At 61.4% G+C, this 18,267-nt stretch carries 18 protein-coding genes; 6 read left to right on the forward strand and 12 right to left on the reverse strand.

What is annotated here, in order from left to right; all coding sequences use genetic code 11:
- Nucleotides 1-120: 120 nt before the first annotated feature.
- The gene (locus AB2N04_RS16920) at nucleotides 121-588 is read right to left on the reverse strand and encodes an Lrp/AsnC family transcriptional regulator (RefSeq protein WP_367715736.1); all 468 of its coding nucleotides are present in this window, start codon (nucleotides 586-588) and stop codon (nucleotides 121-123) included.
- 146 nt (nucleotides 589-734) lie between these two features.
- Between AB2N04_RS16920 and hppD the strand changes: the two genes are divergently transcribed.
- Nucleotides 735-1,847, forward strand: a complete 1,113-nt coding sequence (gene hppD / locus AB2N04_RS16925) for a 4-hydroxyphenylpyruvate dioxygenase (protein ID WP_367715737.1) — start codon at nucleotides 735-737, stop codon at nucleotides 1,845-1,847.
- Between the two features lie 41 nt (nucleotides 1,848-1,888).
- On the opposite strand, the gene AB2N04_RS16930 is transcribed toward hppD, so the two are convergent.
- The 7 genes from AB2N04_RS16930 to hmgA form a co-directional block, all read right to left on the reverse strand.
- A complete protein-coding gene (locus AB2N04_RS16930) occupies nucleotides 1,889-2,086 on the reverse strand; it encodes a DUF2783 domain-containing protein (protein ID WP_367715739.1) in 198 nt (65 codons plus the stop codon).
- A 2-nt stretch (nucleotides 2,087-2,088) separates the two neighbouring features.
- A complete protein-coding gene (locus tag AB2N04_RS16935) occupies nucleotides 2,089-3,705 on the reverse strand; it encodes an FAD-dependent oxidoreductase (protein WP_367715740.1) in 1,617 nt (538 codons plus the stop codon).
- Nucleotides 3,706-3,772: 67 nt separating this feature from the next.
- Nucleotides 3,773-4,114 carry a hypothetical protein gene (locus AB2N04_RS16940; RefSeq protein ID WP_367715742.1) on the reverse strand — a complete coding sequence of 114 codons (342 nt, stop codon included), beginning with the start codon at nucleotides 4,112-4,114 and terminating at the stop codon, nucleotides 3,773-3,775.
- Between the two features lie 21 nt (nucleotides 4,115-4,135).
- Entirely contained in the window at nucleotides 4,136-5,086 is a 951-nt protein-coding gene (locus tag AB2N04_RS16945) for an MBL fold metallo-hydrolase (RefSeq protein WP_367715743.1), read from the reverse strand.
- Nucleotides 5,087-5,099: 13 nt separating this feature from the next.
- Nucleotides 5,100-5,447, reverse strand: a complete 348-nt coding sequence (locus AB2N04_RS16950) for a hypothetical protein (protein WP_367715745.1) — start codon at nucleotides 5,445-5,447, stop codon at nucleotides 5,100-5,102.
- A gap of 2 nt (nucleotides 5,448-5,449) precedes the next feature.
- Nucleotides 5,450-6,466: a fumarylacetoacetate hydrolase family protein gene (locus AB2N04_RS16955; RefSeq protein ID WP_367715747.1), complete on the reverse strand. Its 1,017-nt coding sequence runs from the start codon at nucleotides 6,464-6,466 to the stop codon at nucleotides 5,450-5,452.
- Between the two features lie 91 nt (nucleotides 6,467-6,557).
- A complete protein-coding gene (hmgA, locus tag AB2N04_RS16960; protein ID WP_367715749.1) occupies nucleotides 6,558-7,871 on the reverse strand; it encodes a homogentisate 1,2-dioxygenase in 1,314 nt (437 codons plus the stop codon).
- Nucleotides 7,872-7,979: 108 nt separating this feature from the next.
- Between hmgA and AB2N04_RS16965 the strand changes: the two genes are divergently transcribed.
- Genes AB2N04_RS16965 through AB2N04_RS16975 form a run of 3 tightly spaced genes read left to right on the forward strand, consistent with a single transcriptional unit; the run spans nucleotide 7,980 to nucleotide 9,140 of the window.
- Nucleotides 7,980-8,426: a MarR family winged helix-turn-helix transcriptional regulator gene (locus AB2N04_RS16965; RefSeq protein WP_367715751.1), complete on the forward strand. Its 447-nt coding sequence runs from the start codon at nucleotides 7,980-7,982 to the stop codon at nucleotides 8,424-8,426.
- A gap of 52 nt (nucleotides 8,427-8,478) precedes the next feature.
- Nucleotides 8,479-8,736: a type II toxin-antitoxin system Phd/YefM family antitoxin gene (locus tag AB2N04_RS16970; protein ID WP_367715753.1), complete on the forward strand. Its 258-nt coding sequence runs from the start codon at nucleotides 8,479-8,481 to the stop codon at nucleotides 8,734-8,736.
- A complete protein-coding gene (locus tag AB2N04_RS16975; protein WP_367715755.1) occupies nucleotides 8,733-9,140 on the forward strand; it encodes a type II toxin-antitoxin system VapC family toxin in 408 nt (135 codons plus the stop codon). The genes AB2N04_RS16970 and AB2N04_RS16975 overlap by 4 nt, the downstream gene beginning before the upstream one ends.
- Before the next feature lie 4 nt (nucleotides 9,141-9,144).
- Here AB2N04_RS16975 and tdh read toward each other — a convergent pair whose 3' ends face one another.
- The 4 genes from tdh to AB2N04_RS16995 all read right to left on the reverse strand — a co-directional run bounded on the left by tdh (nucleotide 9,145) and on the right by AB2N04_RS16995 (nucleotide 14,107).
- Nucleotides 9,145-10,179: an L-threonine 3-dehydrogenase gene (gene tdh / locus AB2N04_RS16980; RefSeq protein WP_367715757.1), complete on the reverse strand. Its 1,035-nt coding sequence runs from the start codon at nucleotides 10,177-10,179 to the stop codon at nucleotides 9,145-9,147.
- 183 nt (nucleotides 10,180-10,362) lie between these two features.
- Nucleotides 10,363-11,550 carry a glycine C-acetyltransferase gene (locus AB2N04_RS16985; RefSeq protein WP_367715759.1) on the reverse strand — a complete coding sequence of 396 codons (1,188 nt, stop codon included), beginning with the start codon at nucleotides 11,548-11,550 and terminating at the stop codon, nucleotides 10,363-10,365.
- Between the two features lie 327 nt (nucleotides 11,551-11,877).
- Nucleotides 11,878-13,089: an acyl-CoA dehydrogenase gene (locus AB2N04_RS16990; RefSeq protein WP_367718842.1), complete on the reverse strand. Its 1,212-nt coding sequence runs from the start codon at nucleotides 13,087-13,089 to the stop codon at nucleotides 11,878-11,880.
- A 316-nt stretch (nucleotides 13,090-13,405) separates the two neighbouring features.
- Nucleotides 13,406-14,107 carry a hypothetical protein gene (locus tag AB2N04_RS16995; RefSeq protein WP_367715760.1) on the reverse strand — a complete coding sequence of 234 codons (702 nt, stop codon included), beginning with the start codon at nucleotides 14,105-14,107 and terminating at the stop codon, nucleotides 13,406-13,408.
- Between the two features lie 115 nt (nucleotides 14,108-14,222).
- Here AB2N04_RS16995 and AB2N04_RS17000 point away from each other — a divergent pair, with 115 nt between their 5' ends.
- Both AB2N04_RS17000 and mutL read left to right on the forward strand, forming a co-directional pair.
- Nucleotides 14,223-15,053, forward strand: coding sequence for a GIY-YIG nuclease family protein (locus tag AB2N04_RS17000; protein ID WP_367715762.1), 831 nt, complete (start codon nucleotides 14,223-14,225; stop codon nucleotides 15,051-15,053).
- A 1,344-nt stretch (nucleotides 15,054-16,397) separates the two neighbouring features.
- Nucleotides 16,398-18,266, forward strand: coding sequence for a DNA mismatch repair endonuclease MutL (mutL, locus tag AB2N04_RS17005; protein ID WP_367715763.1), 1,869 nt, complete (start codon nucleotides 16,398-16,400; stop codon nucleotides 18,264-18,266).
- Nucleotide 18,267 lies beyond the last annotated feature (1 nt).

Here is an 18,267-nt window from a genome sequence, read left to right on the forward strand (position 1 = left end):
CCTGCGCGACTGCCTGAGAGCCGAGTATTCACTGGAACCTCGCCTCCCGTCCACAGCGACTTTAACGGAAATTATGTAACAATAAAGAGGGATGCATCGTCATATTCGTAACAGGAAACCTCAAAGCGGCAGCGCGCCCGTTTCCTTGAGCGTTTCGAGCACGATGGCACTTTTCACATGCTGCACCGAATCATGCGGCAGGAGCACGCCATTGACGAAATCCGACAGCGATTTCAGGTCGGGTGTCACCACTTTCAGGATGTAGTCCATTTCGCCCGTCAGCGCGTGCGCCTCCTGCACTTCGGGCAGGCGGGCGAGCAGTTCGCCGAAACGGCGCGCATTATCGGGGTTGTGGGTGGCGAGCGTTACCGTGATGATGTTGACGAGCGGGAAGCCCAGCCTGTCCCGGTCGAGCATGGCCGCGTAGCCACGGATATAGCCCTCTTCCTCAAGCCGTTGCCGGCGGCGGGAACATTGCGAGGGCGACAGGTTCACCCGTTCCGAAAGATCGTTGTTGGTGAGCCGTGCATCGACCTGCAGAAGCGATAATATCTTGCGGTCATATCCATCAATGCGCACATCTGCCATGCATTATTCCTCCTCCACGCATGATAAGTGCATACTTCTCACAAAATACGACCCAGAATGCAAGCCGCGTGCGGCCCATGCGGCTTAAAATGCGTGCATGACATTCGAACACGTTCAGATGTTCCCTTTTCAGGAGGAGTTATTCCATGGGTCCGTTCCCGCACGACGCACCGCCACCGAAGATCAGCGAAGAAAATCCCGCCGGTACCGACGGTTTCGAATTCGTTGAATTCGCCCATTCGGAACCGGAGAAACTCGCCGACCTGTTCACGAAAATGGGCTACACGGAGGTCGCCCGCCACAAGACGAAGAAGGCCTCCGTCTGGCGACAGGGCGACATCAACTATATCGTCAATGCGGAACCCGGCAGCCACGCCATGCGCTTTGTCGAAGACCACGGCCCCTGCGCGCCGTCCATGGCTTGGCGTGTGGTCGATGCAAAGCATGCCTTCGATCATGCCGTATCCAGGGGCGCGGAGCCTTACGAGGGCGCCGACAAGACGCTCGACGTGCCGGCCATCGTCGGCATTGGCGGCTCGTTGATCTATTTCATCGACACCTATGGCGACAAGGGCTCTGCCTACGACGCAGAATTCGAATGGCTTGGCGAAAAGAACCCGCGTCCCGAGGGGGTCGGCTTCTATTACCTCGATCACCTCACCCACAATGTCTATCGCGGCAACATGGACAAGTGGTGGGATTTCTACCGCGAGCTCTTCGGCTTTTCGCAGATCCACTATTTCGACATCGATGGCCGCATCACCGGCCTTGTCTCCCGCGCGATCACGAGCCCCTGCGGCAAGATCCGCATTCCGCTCAACGAATCCAAGGACGACACCAGCCAGATCGTCGAGTATCTCAAGAAGTACAAAGGCGAAGGCATCCAGCACATCGCGGTGGGCACCGATGGCATCTACGACGCCACCGACCGGCTTGCCGACAACGGGCTCAAATTCATGCCCGGCCCGCCGGAAGTCTATTACGAGAAGAGCTTTGATCGCGTTAAGGGCCACGACGAGCCCATCGACCGCATGAAAAAGCACGGCATCCTGATCGATGGCGAAGGCGTCGTGAATGGCGGCATGACCAAGATCCTGTTGCAGATCTTCTCAAAAACCGTCATCGGCCCGATTTTCTTCGAGTTCATCCAACGCAAGGGCGACGAAGGCTTTGGCGAAGGCAATTTCCGCGCCCTGTTCGAAAGCATCGAGGAAGACCAGATCCGCCGCGGCGTCATCAAGGTGGATGCCGCCGAGTAGCTCAGGCAGCCAGGGGGTGGGCCGCCATGGTCCGCCCCTTTCTATGCCTCCCGCGCCGCCTGAAGCGCCGCCCTCAGCACCTCAAGATCCCCCACCTGATTTGCCAGCAGCAGCACCAGCCGCGCGTTTAGGCGGGCGCTTTCCTCAAGGCTCAGCCCTTCATGCGCCTCCATCAGCGCCGCATAGAAATCATCGCCTGCCGAACCCAGCCGGTCCCGGCCGATCTCCCGCTTGTCCATGGTCACTCCCTCCCCATCGCACGGGTCATGGCCGCCGCGATCTCATGCGCGTCGGGCGTCTCGAAAATCGCCGCCACATGCTGGTCGGGCCGCACCAGATAAAGCCGCCCCGCGCCATAGCGTGCAGCCACCGCGCCCTCGCAGTCCTCGACATTCGCAACACCGTCCACCACCCTCCCGCCGGGCTTCGACACCTGCACCACATGCAGCCCCGCCGGCAGCCCCAGGGGCGGGTCGCAATCGACAGCCAGCAACACGAAGCCACTCCCCGCTTCGCCAAGCAGCCACGACAATTTGCCTCCGGCCCGCACCGGCGCATCCGGCAGTGCCTCACCCGGCGCAAGCGGCCCCTCGCCCTCCCATGCGGTCTGAAGCCTGCAGCCTGCCAGCGAACACGGCTTTGAAAGTCTGCCCGAATTCACCAGCCGCCGGGCAAAATCATGCTTCGCTGAAAGCGCGAGAACACTGTCGCGGAACATGCGCTCCATCGCACTCTTGGGCGTCATGAAGGAGGTCGAGCGCGCCGAGTGGAGAATGTTCTCATCCGCCCCCAGAATGCGCTCCTCGTCATAGGTCTGGATCAGCGAAGCCGGTGCCTCGCCCGCAACCACGAGCGCCAGCTTCCAGCCGAGATTGTCGATGTCCTGAATGCCGCCATTGCCGCCGCGCGCGCCAAAGGGCGAAACGATATGCGCGCTGTCGCCGGCAAAGATCACCCGGTCATGCACGAAGCGCGCGAGCCTGCGGCACTGGAAGGTGTAGACCGAGACCCAGTCGAGTTCGAAATTCGAATGGCCGATCACCTTTTCGATGCGCGGAATGACGTTTTCGGGCTTTTTCTCCTCATCCGGATCGGCATCCGGGCCAAGCTGCAGATCGATGCGATAGATATCGTCGGGCTGCTTGTGCAGAAGTGCGGATTGCCCGTTGTGAAAGGGCGGCTCGAACCAGAACCAGCGCTCGGTGGGAAAGTCCGCTTTCATCTCCACATCGGCGATCAGAAAGCGCTCTTCAAACACCTGGCCCGCGAAATCGAGCCCCATCATGGAGCGCACGGGCGAGCGCGCACCATCGCAGGCAATCACCCATGCTGCATCCAGTTCATACGCGCCGTCCGGCGTCTGCACCTCAAGCCGCACATCGCCGCCCGTCTGCTCAAGCCCGACAACCCGGTTCTTCCAGCGCAGGTCGATCCGATCGGAAAGCTCGTCCGCCCGCTCCACCAGATATTGCTCGACATAATACTGCTGCAGATTGATGAAGGCGGGCATCTTGTGCCCTTCCTCCGGCAGAAGGTCGAAGTTCCACACTTCGCGGTCGCGGTGAAAAAGCCGCCCGACCTGCCAGGTCACGCCCTTCTCCACCATGCGCTCGCCCACACCCAGCCGGTCGAAAATCTCCAGCGTGCGCTTCGACCAGCAGATGGCGCGGCTGCCAAGCGACACGACATCGTTGTCGTCGAGCACGACGACGGAGACACCGCGCTGAGCAAGGTCGATCGCCGCCGCCAGCCCCACCGGCCCCGCGCCGACAATCACCACCGGATATTGCCCCACATGTCCGCGGGCAAGTTCCGGAGATTTCACATATGGAAAGGGGTTGTACGCGTAACGCGGCATTGAAATTCACCCTCCCTTCGCAGCCATTCCTCTCAGGAGGAGCGGCTCCAGACCATTTTTCCTGTATTCACCACAGCGCCACCACGGTGCCTGCAAACCACAAGCCAATGGCAACGGTCAGAAGCCCGTAACCCACGCTCACCAGCAGGCGCGACAACCGATAGCGCGCCCCGGCTCCGATCCCTTCTGCAAAGGAGCGCAACTCGCCCCGAATGTAGGCGCGCATGTGTTTTTCGCCGCGCTTGTCCGGCGCACGCCGCATGGAAAGAAACCGCGTAAGCGCTTCCTCATCGCTCCAGCCGAAGCGCTGTTTCTCCAGCAGGAAGGAAAGCCGCAACAGCCCCCACCAGCCCACGGCTACAAACCCGAGGCCGATAAGGAACGCCGCACCAATCCACACCCCGCTCATCCGCTCCTCCCGGGCTGGCGATCAGCCCTGCAACGCCTCCCACATCTGCCGGTCGCGCTCCGCCGTCCAGATGCGCGGCGTGTCGATGCCCAGCGCCTCGTCATAGGCCCGCGCCACGTTGAAGGGCAGGCAGTGCTCATAGATCGCATAGTCGGAAAATTTCGGGTCGCACGCCGCGCGGCAGGCGTCCCATGCCTCCTTCAGCGTGCCGCCGCCCTGCGCCACGCGCGCCACCGGCTGATAGGTGGACATGACGAAATCACTGGTCAGGTCGAGCGCCTCGTTGACCATGGCCTGCCCCACCAGCGCACCGCCGCGTCCCGGTGCGATGGCATCGAGATCGAAGGCGCGGATTTCCTCCAGCGTCGTCGGCCAGTCGTGGAAATGACCGTCGCCGCAATAGCAGGCGGAATGGTGCTCCACGATGTCGCCGGTGAACATCACATTGGCATCCGGCACGAAAGCCACGATGTCGCCCGCCGTGTGCGCACGTCCGAGGAACATCAAATCCACCCGACGCTTGCCGAGATAGACCGTCATGGAACTGGAAAACGTCGTCGTCGGCCAGGTCAGGCCGGGGATCGATTCATGCCCCTGAAAGAGGCGCGGGAAGCGCACGAATTCCGAATCCCAGTCTTCCTGGCCCCGTTCCACCACCATGGAGCGCGCCTTGTCGCTCATGATGATGGTCGGCGCCCTGTAGGCAGAAGCCCCCAGCACACGCACGGCATGATAATGCGTCAGCACCAGATGGCTGATCGGCTTGTCGGTGACGGAACGAACCTTCTCAATCACCTTCTCGGCAAGGCGAGGTGTTGCCTGCGCCTCGATCACCATCACCGACTCGTCGCCGATGATGATGCCCGAATTGGGATCCCCCTCAGCCGTGAAAGCCCAGAGATCCCGCCCGATCTCATCAAACGAAATCGTCTTTTCTGTCAGGTCTCCTGCGGATGCGAACTGCTTGGCCATTACGCGCCTTTCTTCATGCACTTGTAATTGTCTGGAAAAGAAGGGGGAGGGATCGAAACATCGACCAGATGTCCAGCGAGCCCGCAGCCACTCCAGAGAGCGCCGAAACAATCGTCCAGACGATCATCGCCCAGGTCAGTGGCGAACCGCTTTCAACGCGATATGCTCGCACGGAGAGATAAATATTGGTCCCGACGACCAAAATCATAAATGCGGCAGACAGCGCTATCCCTATTCCATAAGGCGGCGCTGCATAGAGCATGGCAAAAACGGGCCTCAGAAGCCAGGCCAGAAACGATATGCCGACAAGATTGAAGATTGCGAAAACCAGCGCGATGCGCTTGAGAGTATCGAGTGCCATTTTCAGGGCTCCTGATATTCCTCGACACGCTGTTCGATCGCGCCGAAGATGGAATGCCCCCCACTGTCTTTCATCTCGATACGCACGGTATCGCCAAAGCGCAAGAAAGGCGTCTTCGCTTTGCCGTGTTTTATCGTCTCGATCATGCGGATCTCGGCGATGCAGGAGTAGCCGACACCGCCATCGTCAACGGGCTTTCCGGGTCCCCCATCCAGCTTGTTGGAAACCGTACCCGAGCCGATAATCGTCCCCGCGCACAATGGCCGCGTTTTGGCCGCATGGGCAATCAGCGTCGGAAAATCGAAGGTCATGTCGACGCCCGCATCGGCCCGCCCGAAAGGTTTACCGTTATAATCCACACAGAGTGGCAGCGAAACCTTGCCGCCATCCCAGGCCTCGCCGAGTTCCTCCGGCGTGACGGCAACCGGCGAGAACGCCGAGGATGGTTTCGACTGGAAGAAGCCGAACCCCTTGCCGAGTTCCGCCGGGATCAGCCCGCGCAGCGACACATCGTTTACCAGCATGACAAGCCGGATCGCTTCCCCCGCCTGTTTCTTTGTCGCGCCCATCGGCACGTCATCGACGATGACGGCGACTTCCCCTTCCATGTCGATGCCCCAGGCCTCGTCGGCCATGCGAATGGGGTCGCGCGGAGCCAGAAACGCATCCGACCCGCCCTGATACATCAGCGGGTCTTCCCAGAAGCTCGAAGGCATCTCCGCGCCACGCGCCTTGCGCACCAGTTCCACGTGATTGACGTAGGCCGAGCCATCTGCCCACTGGTAGGCGCGCGGCAATGGCGAGTGCGCATCATGTTCATGAAAACGCTCCGCAGGCACCGAGCCATGGTCAAGGCTTTCGGAAAGAGCCGCCAGATGCGGCGCGATACGCGACCAGTCGTCCAGTGCCGCCTGCAGCGTCGGCGCGAGGAAGGAGGCATCCGTGCAGCGTGTCAGATCGCGGGAGACGACGACCAGCCTGCCGTCGCGCGTTCCGTTCTTGAGCGTGGCGAGTTTCATGCAGTGTCCTTTATGCGTTGGGGAAGACGCGCAATCGGCGCAGGTCCGGCGACCCGACGCCAATCATAGCTTCTGAGAGCGCTCCGGTCGATCAGGACCAGTCGCCTTCCGGCGTGCCGTTGAAGCGCTTCTTCAGATCTTTCCAGCAGTCGATGTAGTTTTCCTGCAGCGTGTCCGTTTCAGCGGCGTAGCGCGTCAGATGCTGGGGAAAGCGCGTCTCGAACATGAAAGCCATGGTCTCTTCCAGTTTGACCGGCTTCAGTTCTCCATGGCTCGCCTTCTCGAAACCGAAAGCGTCCGGCCCGTGCGGCAGCATCATGTTGTGCAGCGAGGCGCCGCCCGGCAAAAAACCCTCTTCCTTGGCGTCATACTGGCCTTTGATCAGCCCCATGAACTCGCTCATGATGTTGCGGTGATACCAGGGCGGACGGAATGTGTGCTCGGCAACCATCCAGCGCGGCGGAAAGATCACGAAATCGATATTGGCCGTGCCCTCCTCGCCCGAGGGGGCGGTCAGCACCGTGAAGATCGACGGGTCGGGATGATCAAACAGGATCGCCCCCACCGGCGAGAAGGTGGAAAGATCGTATTTGTAGGGCGCATAATTACCATGCCAGGCCACCACGTCGAGCGGCGAATGGCCGATCTCGGTCACATGGAACTGCCCGCACCATTTCACGAACAGCCGGCAGGGCTTTTCCTTTTCCTCATACCAGGCAACCGGCGTCTTGAAGTCGCGTGGGTTTGCGAGACAGTTCGCACCGATCGGGCCGCGATCCGGCAGGGTGAATTTCGCGCCGTAATTCTCGCACATATAGCCGCGCGCCGGCCCGTCCATCAGCTCGACCTGAAAGATCATGCCGCGCGGCATGACGGCGATTTCGCCGGGCTCGATTTCGATGATGCCCATCTCGGTCTTCAGCCGCACACCGCCTTCCTGCGGCACCAGCATCAGTTCACCATCGGCGTTGAAGAAATACTCGTCCACCATCGAAATGTTGAAAGCGTAGATATGGGCGGCCATGCCGGCCTGCCCCTGCACGTCGCCCGCCGTCGTCATCGTCCGCACACCGGAGAGAAAATCGGTTTCCTCGTTGGGGATGGGCGTCGGGTCCCAGCGCAACTGACCAAGCGCAAGCTGGTGGTCATTCACATTGGGCGCGGATTTCCATTCCTCGAAAGTGACGGCCTTGAAGCGGCCCGTGTGCTTCACGCTCGGCCGGATGCGGTAGAGCCAGGAGCGTTCATTGGTCCCGCGCGGTGCGGTAAAGGGCGAACCGGAGAGCTGCTCCGCATAAAGCCCATAGGCCGGCCTCTGCGGCGAATTCTGCCCCTGCGGCAGCGCGCCCGGCAGGCTTTCCGTCTCGAAATCATTGCCGAAACCCGGCATGTACTGCACGCTCATTCGATCCTCCACGAACCGGGATGTCAGGAATTGGTTGCAATCGTAACCATGGCGAATGTAACTATCAACGAGACACAAGGAAAACACAGCGCGTCAGGAAGGATCGTCATGACCGATAGGCCCACGCTTGCCCTGGAACATTTCCTTCCCTATCGCCTCACGCGTCTCACCGATGCGATCAGCCGCGATTTCTCCCAGGCCTACCGCGCCCGTCTGGGTCTCACACGGCCCGAATGGCGCACGCTCGCCACGATCGGCCAGTTCGGCACGATGACGGCAACCGAGATCGGCGCGCATTCTTCCATGCACAAGACCAAGGTCAGCCGGGCGGTTGCGGCTCTTGAAACACGCCGCTGGCTGGTGCGCACGCCCGACCCGCAGGACCGTCGCGTCGAACGGCTGTCCCTCAGCAGGACCGGTCAGAAGGCCTATGAAGACATGGTGCCCGTCGCGCACGGTTTTGAGACGAAGCTGCTGGACCGCATGAAGCCCAAAGAGCGCGCAGCCCTGCTTGAAGGCCTTGAAGCACTGGAACGCACGACCTTGACGGAGTAGCGTTCACTTCCCATACTTATGGTCAAATTGACCAGTCAAAATGACCATTGATATGAAAACACTGACCGCAACAGAAGCAAAGTCCCAGTTCGCGGCCCTTCTTGGTGATGTGGAGCGGGGCGAAACCATACTTATCACACGTCACGGCAAGACGGTGGCGCGCATTGTCCCTGATCAGATCGAGACGGCTGCGCAGACACGCGCTGACAATGCGGTCCGGAAGCTGCGCACCCTGCGCGATACCCTTCCCAAAACCGGGACATCACTGGACGACATGCTTGCATGGAAACATGAGGGTCACCGCTATTGACGCGGTTCGTTCTCGACGCGTCAATTACCGCTGCCTGGCTTCTGCCCGACGAGGATCATGATCTGGCCCTGGCGGTGCAGGAAAGCCTCCTCACCTCGCAGGCCATCGTGCCGCCGATCTGGTGGTTCGAGATATGCAACCTGCTTGTCATGTGCGAGCGTCGAAAACGGCACACGCCGGCCATCACACAGACCATACTCGATGCGCTTTACGACCATCCCATCTTTATCGACGACGAGATCGATCCTGCAAATCTGCTGCATCTCAGCCGCCTGCATGGCTTAACCGTCTATGACGCCTGCTATCTGGAGATAGCCCGACGTCATGCCGTGCCGCTGGCGACACTCGACCGCAAACTCGCCTCGGCTGCGACCGCAGAAAGCATACTCCTGTTCGCCTCGTAAGCCGCTACCAGCTCATCACCACCTTGCCGGCCTTGCCGGAGCGCATCGCGTCGAAGCCGTCGCGGAAATCGTCCGCCTCGATGCGGTGGGTGATCAGGTCGCGCACGTCGAGCCGCGTCTGCACCAGCGCGATCATCTTGTACCAGGTCTCGAACATCTCGCGCCCATAGATGCCCTTCAGATGCAGCATCTTGAAGATGACCTTGTTCCAGTCGATCTCGAAGCCCGCCGGCGCAATGCCTAAAATGGCGATCTTGCCGCCATTGTTCATGGCGTCGATCATGTCGCGGAAGGCGGGGGCTGCGCCCGACATTTCAAGCCCCACATCAAACCCCTCGGTCATGCCGAGCTGGCGCATCACCTCCGCCAGTGTTTCCTCTGCCGCATTCACCGTGTGCTGAACGCCAAGCTTCTTCGCAAGCTCCAGCCGGCCGGGATTGATGTCGGTGATGACCACCTTGCGCGCGCCCACGGCCTGCGCCACCAGCGCGCCCATGATGCCGATGGGCCCCGCGCCCGTCACCAGCACATCCTCGCCCACGAGATCGAAGGAAAGCGCGGTGTGAACGGCATTGCCGAGCGGATCGAAGATCGCCGCGATCTCGTCTGGAATGTTGTCGGGGATCGGCACCACATTGTGCTGCGGCAGGGCGATGAACTCGGCAAACGCGCCGGCGCGGTGAACCCCCACGCCCAGCGTGTTGTGGCACAGATGCCCGCGTCCGGCCCGGCAGTTGCGGCAATGGCCGCACACGATGTGCCCCTCGCCCGAAACGCGCTGGCCGGGCTTATATTCCGTCACCGCCTGGCCTACCTCCGTCACCTCGCCGACGAATTCATGCCCCGTGACCAGCGGCACCGGCACGGTGTTCTGCGCCCACTCGTCCCAGTTCCAGATATGCACGTCCGTGCCGCAGATCGCCGTCTTCTTCACCTTGATCAAGACGTCATTGGGGCCCACCTCGGGCACCGGAACGCGCTCCATCCAGAGCCCCTCCTCGGGTCTGGATTTCACGAGCGCCTTCATCATGTTGGACATGGTCAATCATCCTTCCAAAGCGAAATCCTGAGCAATTGGCGTGGCCGCCCGCCCCTCACCCTTACCCTCTCCCCGCTTGCGGGGAGAGGGAGGCACCAACGTTTCCGCCATCTTCCTTCTCCCCGTTTACGGGGAGAAGGTCCCGGCAGGGGGATGAGGGGTCGGTGCCGGCCCTTCCGTCACTTACCCGATCACCCCAAGCTCACGCCCCACTTTCGCGAACGCCTCCACCGCGCGGTCGATGTCGTCTGCCGAATGCGCCGCCGACATCTGCGTGCGGATGCGTGCAGCCCCCTTCGGCACCACGGGAAAGGAGAAGCCGATCACATAGATCCCCTCTTCCAGAAGCCGCGACGCCATCTTTTCGGCAAGGGCTGCATCGCCCAGCATCACCGGAATGATCGGATGGTCGGCCCCTGCAAGCTCAAACCCGTTCTTCTCCATACCCGCACGAAAACGTGCCGCATTGTCGTAAAGCCTTTTGCGCAGGGCCGCCCCGCCCGCCACCATGTCGAACACTTTTAGCGAAGCCGCCGCGATCACCGGCGCGAGCGTGTTGGAAAACAGATAGGGCCGCGAGCGCTGACGCAGCCAGTCGACCACCTCCGCCTTTGCGCAGGTATAACCGCCAGACGCCCCGCCCAGCGCCTTGCCGAGCGTGCCCGTCATGATGTCGACGCGCCCTTCCACGCCGCAATGCTCTGGCGTGCCGCGCCCGTTTTCGCCCACGAAACCGACCGCATGGCTGTCGTCCACCATCACCATCGCATCGTATTTTTCCGCAAGGTCGCAGACCGCGCCCAGATTGGCGACGATGCCATCCATGGAGAACACGCCATCCGTTGCGATCAGCCGGAAGCGCGCGCCTTCCGCCTTCTTCAAACACTCTTCGAGCGCTGCCATGTCATTGTTCGCATAGCGATGGCGCTGCGCCTTGCAAAGCCGCACGCCATCAATGATCGAAGCATGGTTGAGCGCATCGGAAATGATCGCATCCTCCGGCCCCAGCAGCGTCTCGAAAAGCCCCGCATTGGCATCGAAGCAGGAGGAATAGAGGATCGTGTCCTCATAGCCCAAAAAGCCGGAAATCTTCTCTTCCAGTTCCTTGTGCTCTTCCTGCGTGCCGCAGATGAAGCGCACCGAGGCCATGCCGTAACCATAGCGGTCGAGCGCCGCCTTCGCCGCCTCGCGCAGCTCTTCATTGTCGGCAAGGCCCAGATAATTGTTGGCGCAGAAATTCAGCACCGTCTGCCCACCGCTTTCGATTTCCGCCGACTGCATGGAGGTGATGACCCGCTCGGACTTGTAAAGCCCCGCCTCCTTCAGGCCATCGAGTTCCAAGCGCAGATGGGAAAGAAAGGACGCGGTCATGAACACCTCGGATCGAACGGGAACAGGCTTTCCCACCACTACTACAAAGTGCCGCCGCTTTCGACCATCGACTTTTCCGCAACGCTCCTCCGCCGCCCGCCCCTCACCCTTACCCTCTCCCCGCACGCGGGGAGAGGGGGACCTCAACGTTCCAGCCAATCTCAAACAAACAGCCCAGCCTCTCCCCCTCCTCCTTCTCCCCGTTCACGGGGAGAAGGTGCCGGCAGGCGGATGAGGGGCCTGCGCCACCCGCAACGAAAAAGAGGCAGGCACCGCAGCACCCGCCCCTTCTCAATTCACCAGCGCCAGGTGCGCACGCTCACCCGATCAGAAAAACGCCTGCAGCCCCGTCTGCGCGCGGCCGAGGATCAGCGCGTGAACGTCATGCGTGCCCTCATAGGTGTTCACCGTTTCCAGGTTCTGCGCATGGCGCATCACGTGATATTCGATCTGGATGCCATTGCCGCCATGCATGTCGCGGGCCATGCGCGCGATCTCCAGCGCCTTGCCGCAATTGTTGCGCTTGACGACCGAGATCATCTCCGGCGCCATCTTGCCCTCGTCAAACAGCCGGCCAACGCGCAAGCTCCCCTGAAGCCCGAGCGCGATTTCCGTCTGCATGTCGGCAAGCTTCTTCTGGAAAAGCTGCGTCTGCGCCAGCGGCTTGTCGAACTGCTTGCGGTCGAGCCCATATTGCCGCGCCCGGTGCCAGCAATCTTCCGCCGCCCCCATCGCGCCCCAGGAAATGCCATAGCGCGCGCGGTTGAGACAGCCGAACGGACCGCTCAAGCCTTCCGCATTGGGCAAAAGCGCATCCTCGCCCACTTCCACGCCGTCCATCACGATCTCGCCGGTGATCGAGGCACGCAGCGAAAGCTTGCCGCCAATCTTCGGCGCCGAAAGCCCCTTCATGCCCTTTTCCAGCACGAAACCGCGGATCTTGCCGCCATGGGCCGCCGATTTCGCCCACACCACGAACACATCGGCAATCGGCGAATTGGAGATCCACATTTTCGAGCCGGTGAGCCTGTAGCCGCCGTCGATCTTGTCGGCGCGCGTCTTCATGCCGCCGGGATCGGAGCCCGCATCCGGCTCGGTCAGGCCGAAACAGCCGATCCACTCGCCCGACGCCAGTTTCGGCAGATATTTCTTGCGCTGTTCTTCCGAGCCATAGGCATGGATCGGGTACATCACCAGCGAGGACTGCACGCTCATCATGGAGCGATAGCCCGAATCGATGCGCTCCACCTCGCGCGCCACCAGCCCGTAGGACACATAGCCGGCACCCACGCCGCCATATTCCTCCGGCACCGTCACGCCCAAAAGCCCCGCCGCGCCCATCTCGCGGAAGATCTCCGGGTCGGTTTCCTCGTTCATATATGCATGCTCGATGCGGGGGGCGAGCTTGTCTGCGGCGAAGGCGGCGGCCGCATCGCGGATCATGCGCTCTTCATCGGTGAGCTGCTCTTCCATGAGGAAGGGATCGTCCCACACGAATGTCGATTTGGACGATTTCGCCGTGGATTTCTGTGCTTCCATGTTCATTCATGCCTTCCTGATGCGATTGCGCTCTTTCGAGCCGTCTGCAGCCAGATGGTCTCACCTGACCTCCGCGCAAATGCGGAAAATCCCTTCGCCAGAGGCTGCCCTGCGCGCCGCAAGGGCGCGTGCACTCCTGACGCCTGAGCGGAGCATACAGCATCTTGCGCCAGATTGCTTCAAGCTTAAAATGATTTTTTGGAAGGGGATTGTGACGGGAGGGGATGGATGGGGAATGCCAGATCACATGGTTATGGATCGACGGTGAATGAATGCGATCCCACGGTTGACGGGCATATCGTTGAAGCCCGATTGATTAGATTGCATCAAGCAATTCGCGTATTCGATCCCGCCCGTACTGCCCGTCGACGAAACTCCAACCTGTCAAGATAGACCAGAGATTACTGAACAAGGATTTCACGGAATCGTAATCCCGCGTTGCACGGGTGAGCACATCGAGATTAGCAGACAACGCCTTAATCGCCTCGAACACCTTGGGGTCATCGATGTCCGCCAGATTAAGAACATAGTCGACCTCGGCCTTGAACTGCTGAGCAGCGAGCACCGTATCTTCAAGGTAGCGACGATCTTCATCATAATTGAAGGCATTTGCGGCTTTATTCCACAAGGCACCATAAAAATGTTCTTTGAACGCGTTGGGCATCATCAGTGCCTCAACTTCGGACATAGCAATCGCAGAACTGCCAGAAGCGTACAGTAACTGGAAAATGCACTCGCGTCTGAACTCCTCGTATCGTCGGACCAAAGACCGCTTGAGTGTCCGGTGCCGCCTTAAATCCGGCAACAGAACAAGCAGCAGGTAAAAGATGACACTAATGATGGCACCTGCCGATAGGTTGAAGATGATTGCATTCCAAAACTGCGGACTGTCCGAGCGAGGGCACCAAACACGGCAAAGCTCATTGCGAACCAGCGGATCAGGATTGGCAAGTGCAAGTCCGATCGCGCCCGCCGCTGCAACTCCAACCAATGTACAAATAATTGTGCGACGCCTCATGGTCTAACCGAAGGATGTTATAGTGATTCTGAGGGTGAATGGCTTCGAATGCGCGCCCCCGCTAATGCACTCCGCAATGACTATACAACGCCACAATAAACTTGAAATCTCTGCAATGAATGATTTTACACTGAACGAGCTTTTGGAACGGCGTGGAGCCAATCTGGATGAGTGTAGAGTCGTTCGACACGACATGCGCGCGTTAAAAGCATGGCTGCATTCCCGCGCTCAGCTCGAACATTTCATCGGTTACCAGAAAATCGGAAATAGAACTCCTTATCGTGGAGCCTCTAAGGTATTCCAGTTCGTTCCTCAAAGTGGGGCATCGGCCCTGTTCGTTGGCGCCTATCGCATTCTTGATGAATGGAGTTTTCCAGAGGATACGAGACAGCCAATTCTACATGATCCAACCTTTGGCGAAAACGATGATCATCCTCACCTGCGATACGATCTTGAACGTCTGCCCGGTTTCGAGGATTTGGTCGGACGCCTCGTCATTGACTGGGGAGGCAGCACTCGCGCATGGTCACAATGGCCCAAACGGCAAGACAAGCCAATTATCGAGCTTCGCTCACGCCTACAGGAACCTGCTTTCCCCGGTTTCTCGAATTTTCATTCCAATGTGGATGAAATCGAACTGTTGCCAGAAGCATGGAGAGGTGCTCTCTCCAGCGTACGGGGCGTGTATCTGCTCGTTTGTCCCACATCTGGTGAACAGTATGTCGGGTCAGCCTATGGTGAAGATGGTTTTTTCGGGCGTTGGCGGGCCTACGGCTCAAACGGTCACGGGGGCAACCTGTTGCTGATGAGCCGAGCAAGGTCCAATTATTCTGTCTCAATTCTCGAGGTCGCTTCCCCTGATATGTCGGCATCCGACATAATCAGGCGTGAAGGCGCATGGAAAACCAAACTGGGTAGCCGTGCACATGGGTTAAATGCAAACTGAAACCGCGCATTTCAATCTCGCTATCCACTTATCTCACGCATCGCAAGGTTAGCCCCTTCCGCTCCCCACTTCGTCATCCCGGAAGCCGCAGGCTATCCGGGACCCATTGGAAGAACGTGCAAGGGCGCGGCCGGGTCCTCGCTCCCGCGCCAACGCTTGCGCCTTCTGCGGCACCCGGCCTCGCTTCTCAATGGGTCCCGGGTCAAGCCCGGGATGACGCGGAGCGGTGCGCGTGAACGCCAACACAGCCCTCATCCTGAGCTTGTCGAAGGGCGAGGGCGGCATGAAGCGCAGCAGCGGCAAACGTGGTGCATGCCTTCACCCCCGCCCTTCGACAAGCTCAGGATGAGGGTGAAGGCACGGCGAGACCGCGACCGTGGAAAGGCACCTGCGCATGCGCCCCCTTCTCCCCGCGCGCGGGGAGAAGGTGAGGATGAGGGGCGAGCGGTGAGGGTGTGGAATGAAATGCAGGCAAAGATGGATCATGGTTGGCGCTCGCCCCTCATCCGCCTGCCGGCACCTTCTCCCCGAAAACGGGGAGAAGGACGCTATCATTCCCCCAAATTTATCCCCGCCCCCAAAACCTAAGCTACAATCCCCCCATCGCCCTTGTCGGGAACCGGGTCCGGAGCCGGGGATCAGGAAGGGCGGCGGCAGCCTCCCCCTTGGGCATCGGTGGTCCAGGGCATGTGAGGGCCCGCGACAGGCCGGCGGCCGGTTTCAAGACCGGTTGCGGAGAAGCCGCTAGGGCGCATCCCGCCCGAGTGACCGGCCAACAGTCGGGACAGCGGCCGGACGGGCGGCCCGAGGGTCGCATTACTATCTTAGACGCGCGACGCTTTGGCCGCCCGTCTTCCCGAAGCTGTTTCAAACCCCGGCGGCGAAGCCGTGCGGGAGCGGAGGTGTGCCCCATGGAAAGCCGACCCTGCCCGCATCTCCACCCCCGTCATCCCGGAAGCCGCAGGCTATCCGGGAGCCGAGCCGACACAGCCCTCATCCTGAGCTTGTCGAAGGGCGAGGGCGGCATGAAGCGCGGCAGCGTCAAGCGTGGTGCATGCCTTCACCCCCGCCCTTCGACAAGCTCAGGATGAGGGTGAAGGCACGGCGATGCAGCGATTGTGGAAAAGCACCCGCGCCCGCGCCCCCTTCTCCCCGCGTGCGGGGAGAAGGTGAGGATGAGGGGCGGGCGGTGAGGGTGATCAAGGAGATGCTGGCAGAAATGATCATGGTCGGCGCTCGCCCCTCATCCGCCTGCCGGCACCTTCTCCCCACAGGTGGGGAGAAGGCGGCCTTCATCACCGCCCACCCTTCTCCCCACCCCCGAATCTCCCTAAAATCGAACCCATGACCACAGCCCCCCGCACCATTCGCCAGCTCACCGATACCGTGATCAACCAGATCGCCGCTGGCGAGGTGATCGAGCGGCCCGCGAGTGTGGTGAAGGAGCTGGTGGAAAACGCGCTCGATGCGGGCTCAACGCGCATCGAGGTGGCGACAGCCGGCGGCGGGCTTTCGCTGATCCGCGTCACCGACAATGGTGGCGGCATGCCGCCCGAAGAGCTGCCGCTCGCCGTCTCGCGCCATTGCACGTCGAAACTCACCGACGATATTCACGACATTCGCTCGCTCGGCTTTCGCGGCGAGGCGCTGCCCTCCATCGGCTCGGTGGCGCGGCTTTCGCTGCGCTCGCGGCCCGAAGGGGCCGACAGTGCGGCGGAGATTTCCGTCGAGGGCGGGCGCGTCTCGGCGGTGAAGCCAGTCGCCGCCAATCGCGGCACGACGGTGGAGGTGCGCGACCTCTTTTTCGCCACGCCCGCAAGGCTGAAATTCATGAAGAGCGAGCGCGCCGAAACCGCCGCCATCACCGAGGTGGTGAAGCGCATGGCGCTCGCCTTCCCGCAGGTGCGCTTCACGTTGACGGGCACAGACCGCAACACGCTGGAACTGCCCGCCGTGCCCGCCGATGGCGAGGGGCTTTTGCGCCGCATCGCGCAGGTGATGGGCCGCGACTTTGCCGAAAACACGCTGCCCATCGAGGCGGAGCGTGACGGCGTCTCCCTTTCGGGTCATGCGTCGATCCCCTCCTTTTCGCGCGGCAATGCGATGCTGCAATATTTCTATGTGAATGGCCGGCCCGTGCGCGACAAGCTGCTCACCGGCGCCATTCGCGGCGCCTATATGGACGCGCTGCCGCGCGACCGGCATGCGGTGGCCGCGCTCTTCATCACGCTCGATCCGGCGCTGGTGGATGTCAATGTGCACCCGGCCAAGGCCGATGTGCGCTTTCGCGATCCGGGGCTGGTGCGCGGGCTGATCGTCGGCGCGATCCGCCATGCGCTGGAGATCAGCGGCATGCGCGCCTCCACCTCCGGGGCCGACGCCATGCTCGCCGCCTTTCAGCGGCCGGAACAGCGGGCAGAGGGCCACGCCGCGCCGCAGCGCTACACACCACCACCCCGCCCTGCGCAGCACCCCTCAGGCGGCTGGAGTGCGGCCACCTCCCCCACCCGGCCGCTGGAGATGAGCACGGCATCGGGCTTTGCCGAGCCCGGCCAGGCGGCGTTCGATGTGGGGGCGGCCCTTTCCGCCGATGCGCGCGCGGGCGAGGTGGAGGCGGCACCTGAGCTGATGCGCACCCCGCTCGGGGCCGCGCGGGCGCAGGTGCATGAGAATTACATCGTCGCGCAGACGGAGGATTCGCTGGTCATTGTCGACCAGCACGCCGCCCATGAGCGGCTTGTCTATGAAGCGCTGAAAGAGGCGCTGCACGCCCGCCCCCTCCCCGCGCAGATGCTGCTTTTGCCGGAGATTGTCGACCTTCCGGAGGAGGATGCCGACCGCCTCGCCGCCCATGCGGCGTTCCTCGCCCGGTTCGGGCTGGGGCTGGAGCGGTTTGGCCCGGGCGCCATTGCCGTGCGCGAAACGCCCTCCATGCTGGGCAAGGTGGATGTGCCGCAGCTGGTGCGCGATCTTGCCGACGAGATTGCCGAAAACGACACCGCCGACACGCTGAAGGAACGGATCGACCACATCGCCGCCACCATGGCCTGTCATGGTTCGGTGCGGTCTGGCCGGCGGCTCAGGGCTGAAGAGATGAACGCGCTTCTGCGCCAGATGGAAGCCACCCCCGGCTCCGGCACGTGCAATCACGGTCGCCCGACCTATATCGAGTTGAAGCTGACCGATATTGAGCGGCTGTTCGGGCGGCGGTGAG

This window comes from Nitratireductor sp. GISD-1A_MAKvit, from assembly GCF_040819555.1.
GTDB lineage: Bacteria > Pseudomonadota > Alphaproteobacteria > Rhizobiales > Rhizobiaceae > Nitratireductor.

Excerpts from the sequence above, each read along its gene's own strand:
- AB2N04_RS16920 (WP_367715736.1), bottom strand. The coding sequence starts at position 588 with ATGGCAGATGTGCGCATTGATGGATATGACCGCAAGATATTATCGCTT.
- hppD (WP_367715737.1), top strand. The coding sequence starts at position 735 with ATGGGTCCGTTCCCGCACGACGCACCGCCACCGAAGATCAGCGAAGAA.
- AB2N04_RS16930 (WP_367715739.1), bottom strand. The coding sequence starts at position 2,086 with ATGGACAAGCGGGAGATCGGCCGGGACCGGCTGGGTTCGGCAGGCGAT.
- AB2N04_RS16935 (WP_367715740.1), bottom strand. The coding sequence starts at position 3,705 with ATGCCGCGTTACGCGTACAACCCCTTTCCATATGTGAAATCTCCGGAA.
- AB2N04_RS16940 (WP_367715742.1), bottom strand. The coding sequence starts at position 4,114 with ATGAGCGGGGTGTGGATTGGTGCGGCGTTCCTTATCGGCCTCGGGTTT.
- AB2N04_RS16945 (WP_367715743.1), bottom strand. The coding sequence starts at position 5,086 with ATGGCCAAGCAGTTCGCATCCGCAGGAGACCTGACAGAAAAGACGATT.
- AB2N04_RS16950 (WP_367715745.1), bottom strand. The coding sequence starts at position 5,447 with ATGGCACTCGATACTCTCAAGCGCATCGCGCTGGTTTTCGCAATCTTC.
- AB2N04_RS16955 (WP_367715747.1), bottom strand. The coding sequence starts at position 6,466 with ATGAAACTCGCCACGCTCAAGAACGGAACGCGCGACGGCAGGCTGGTC.
- hmgA (WP_367715749.1), bottom strand. The coding sequence starts at position 7,871 with ATGAGCGTGCAGTACATGCCGGGTTTCGGCAATGATTTCGAGACGGAA.
- AB2N04_RS16965 (WP_367715751.1), top strand. The coding sequence starts at position 7,980 with ATGACCGATAGGCCCACGCTTGCCCTGGAACATTTCCTTCCCTATCGC.
- AB2N04_RS16970 (WP_367715753.1), top strand. The coding sequence starts at position 8,479 with ATGAAAACACTGACCGCAACAGAAGCAAAGTCCCAGTTCGCGGCCCTT.
- tdh (WP_367715757.1), bottom strand. The coding sequence starts at position 10,179 with ATGTCCAACATGATGAAGGCGCTCGTGAAATCCAGACCCGAGGAGGGG.
- AB2N04_RS16985 (WP_367715759.1), bottom strand. The coding sequence starts at position 11,550 with ATGACCGCGTCCTTTCTTTCCCATCTGCGCTTGGAACTCGATGGCCTG.
- AB2N04_RS16990 (WP_367718842.1), bottom strand. The coding sequence starts at position 13,089 with ATGGAAGCACAGAAATCCACGGCGAAATCGTCCAAATCGACATTCGTG.
- AB2N04_RS16995 (WP_367715760.1), bottom strand. The coding sequence starts at position 14,107 with ATGAGGCGTCGCACAATTATTTGTACATTGGTTGGAGTTGCAGCGGCG.
- AB2N04_RS17000 (WP_367715762.1), top strand. The coding sequence starts at position 14,223 with ATGAATGATTTTACACTGAACGAGCTTTTGGAACGGCGTGGAGCCAAT.
- mutL (WP_367715763.1), top strand. The coding sequence starts at position 16,398 with ATGACCACAGCCCCCCGCACCATTCGCCAGCTCACCGATACCGTGATC.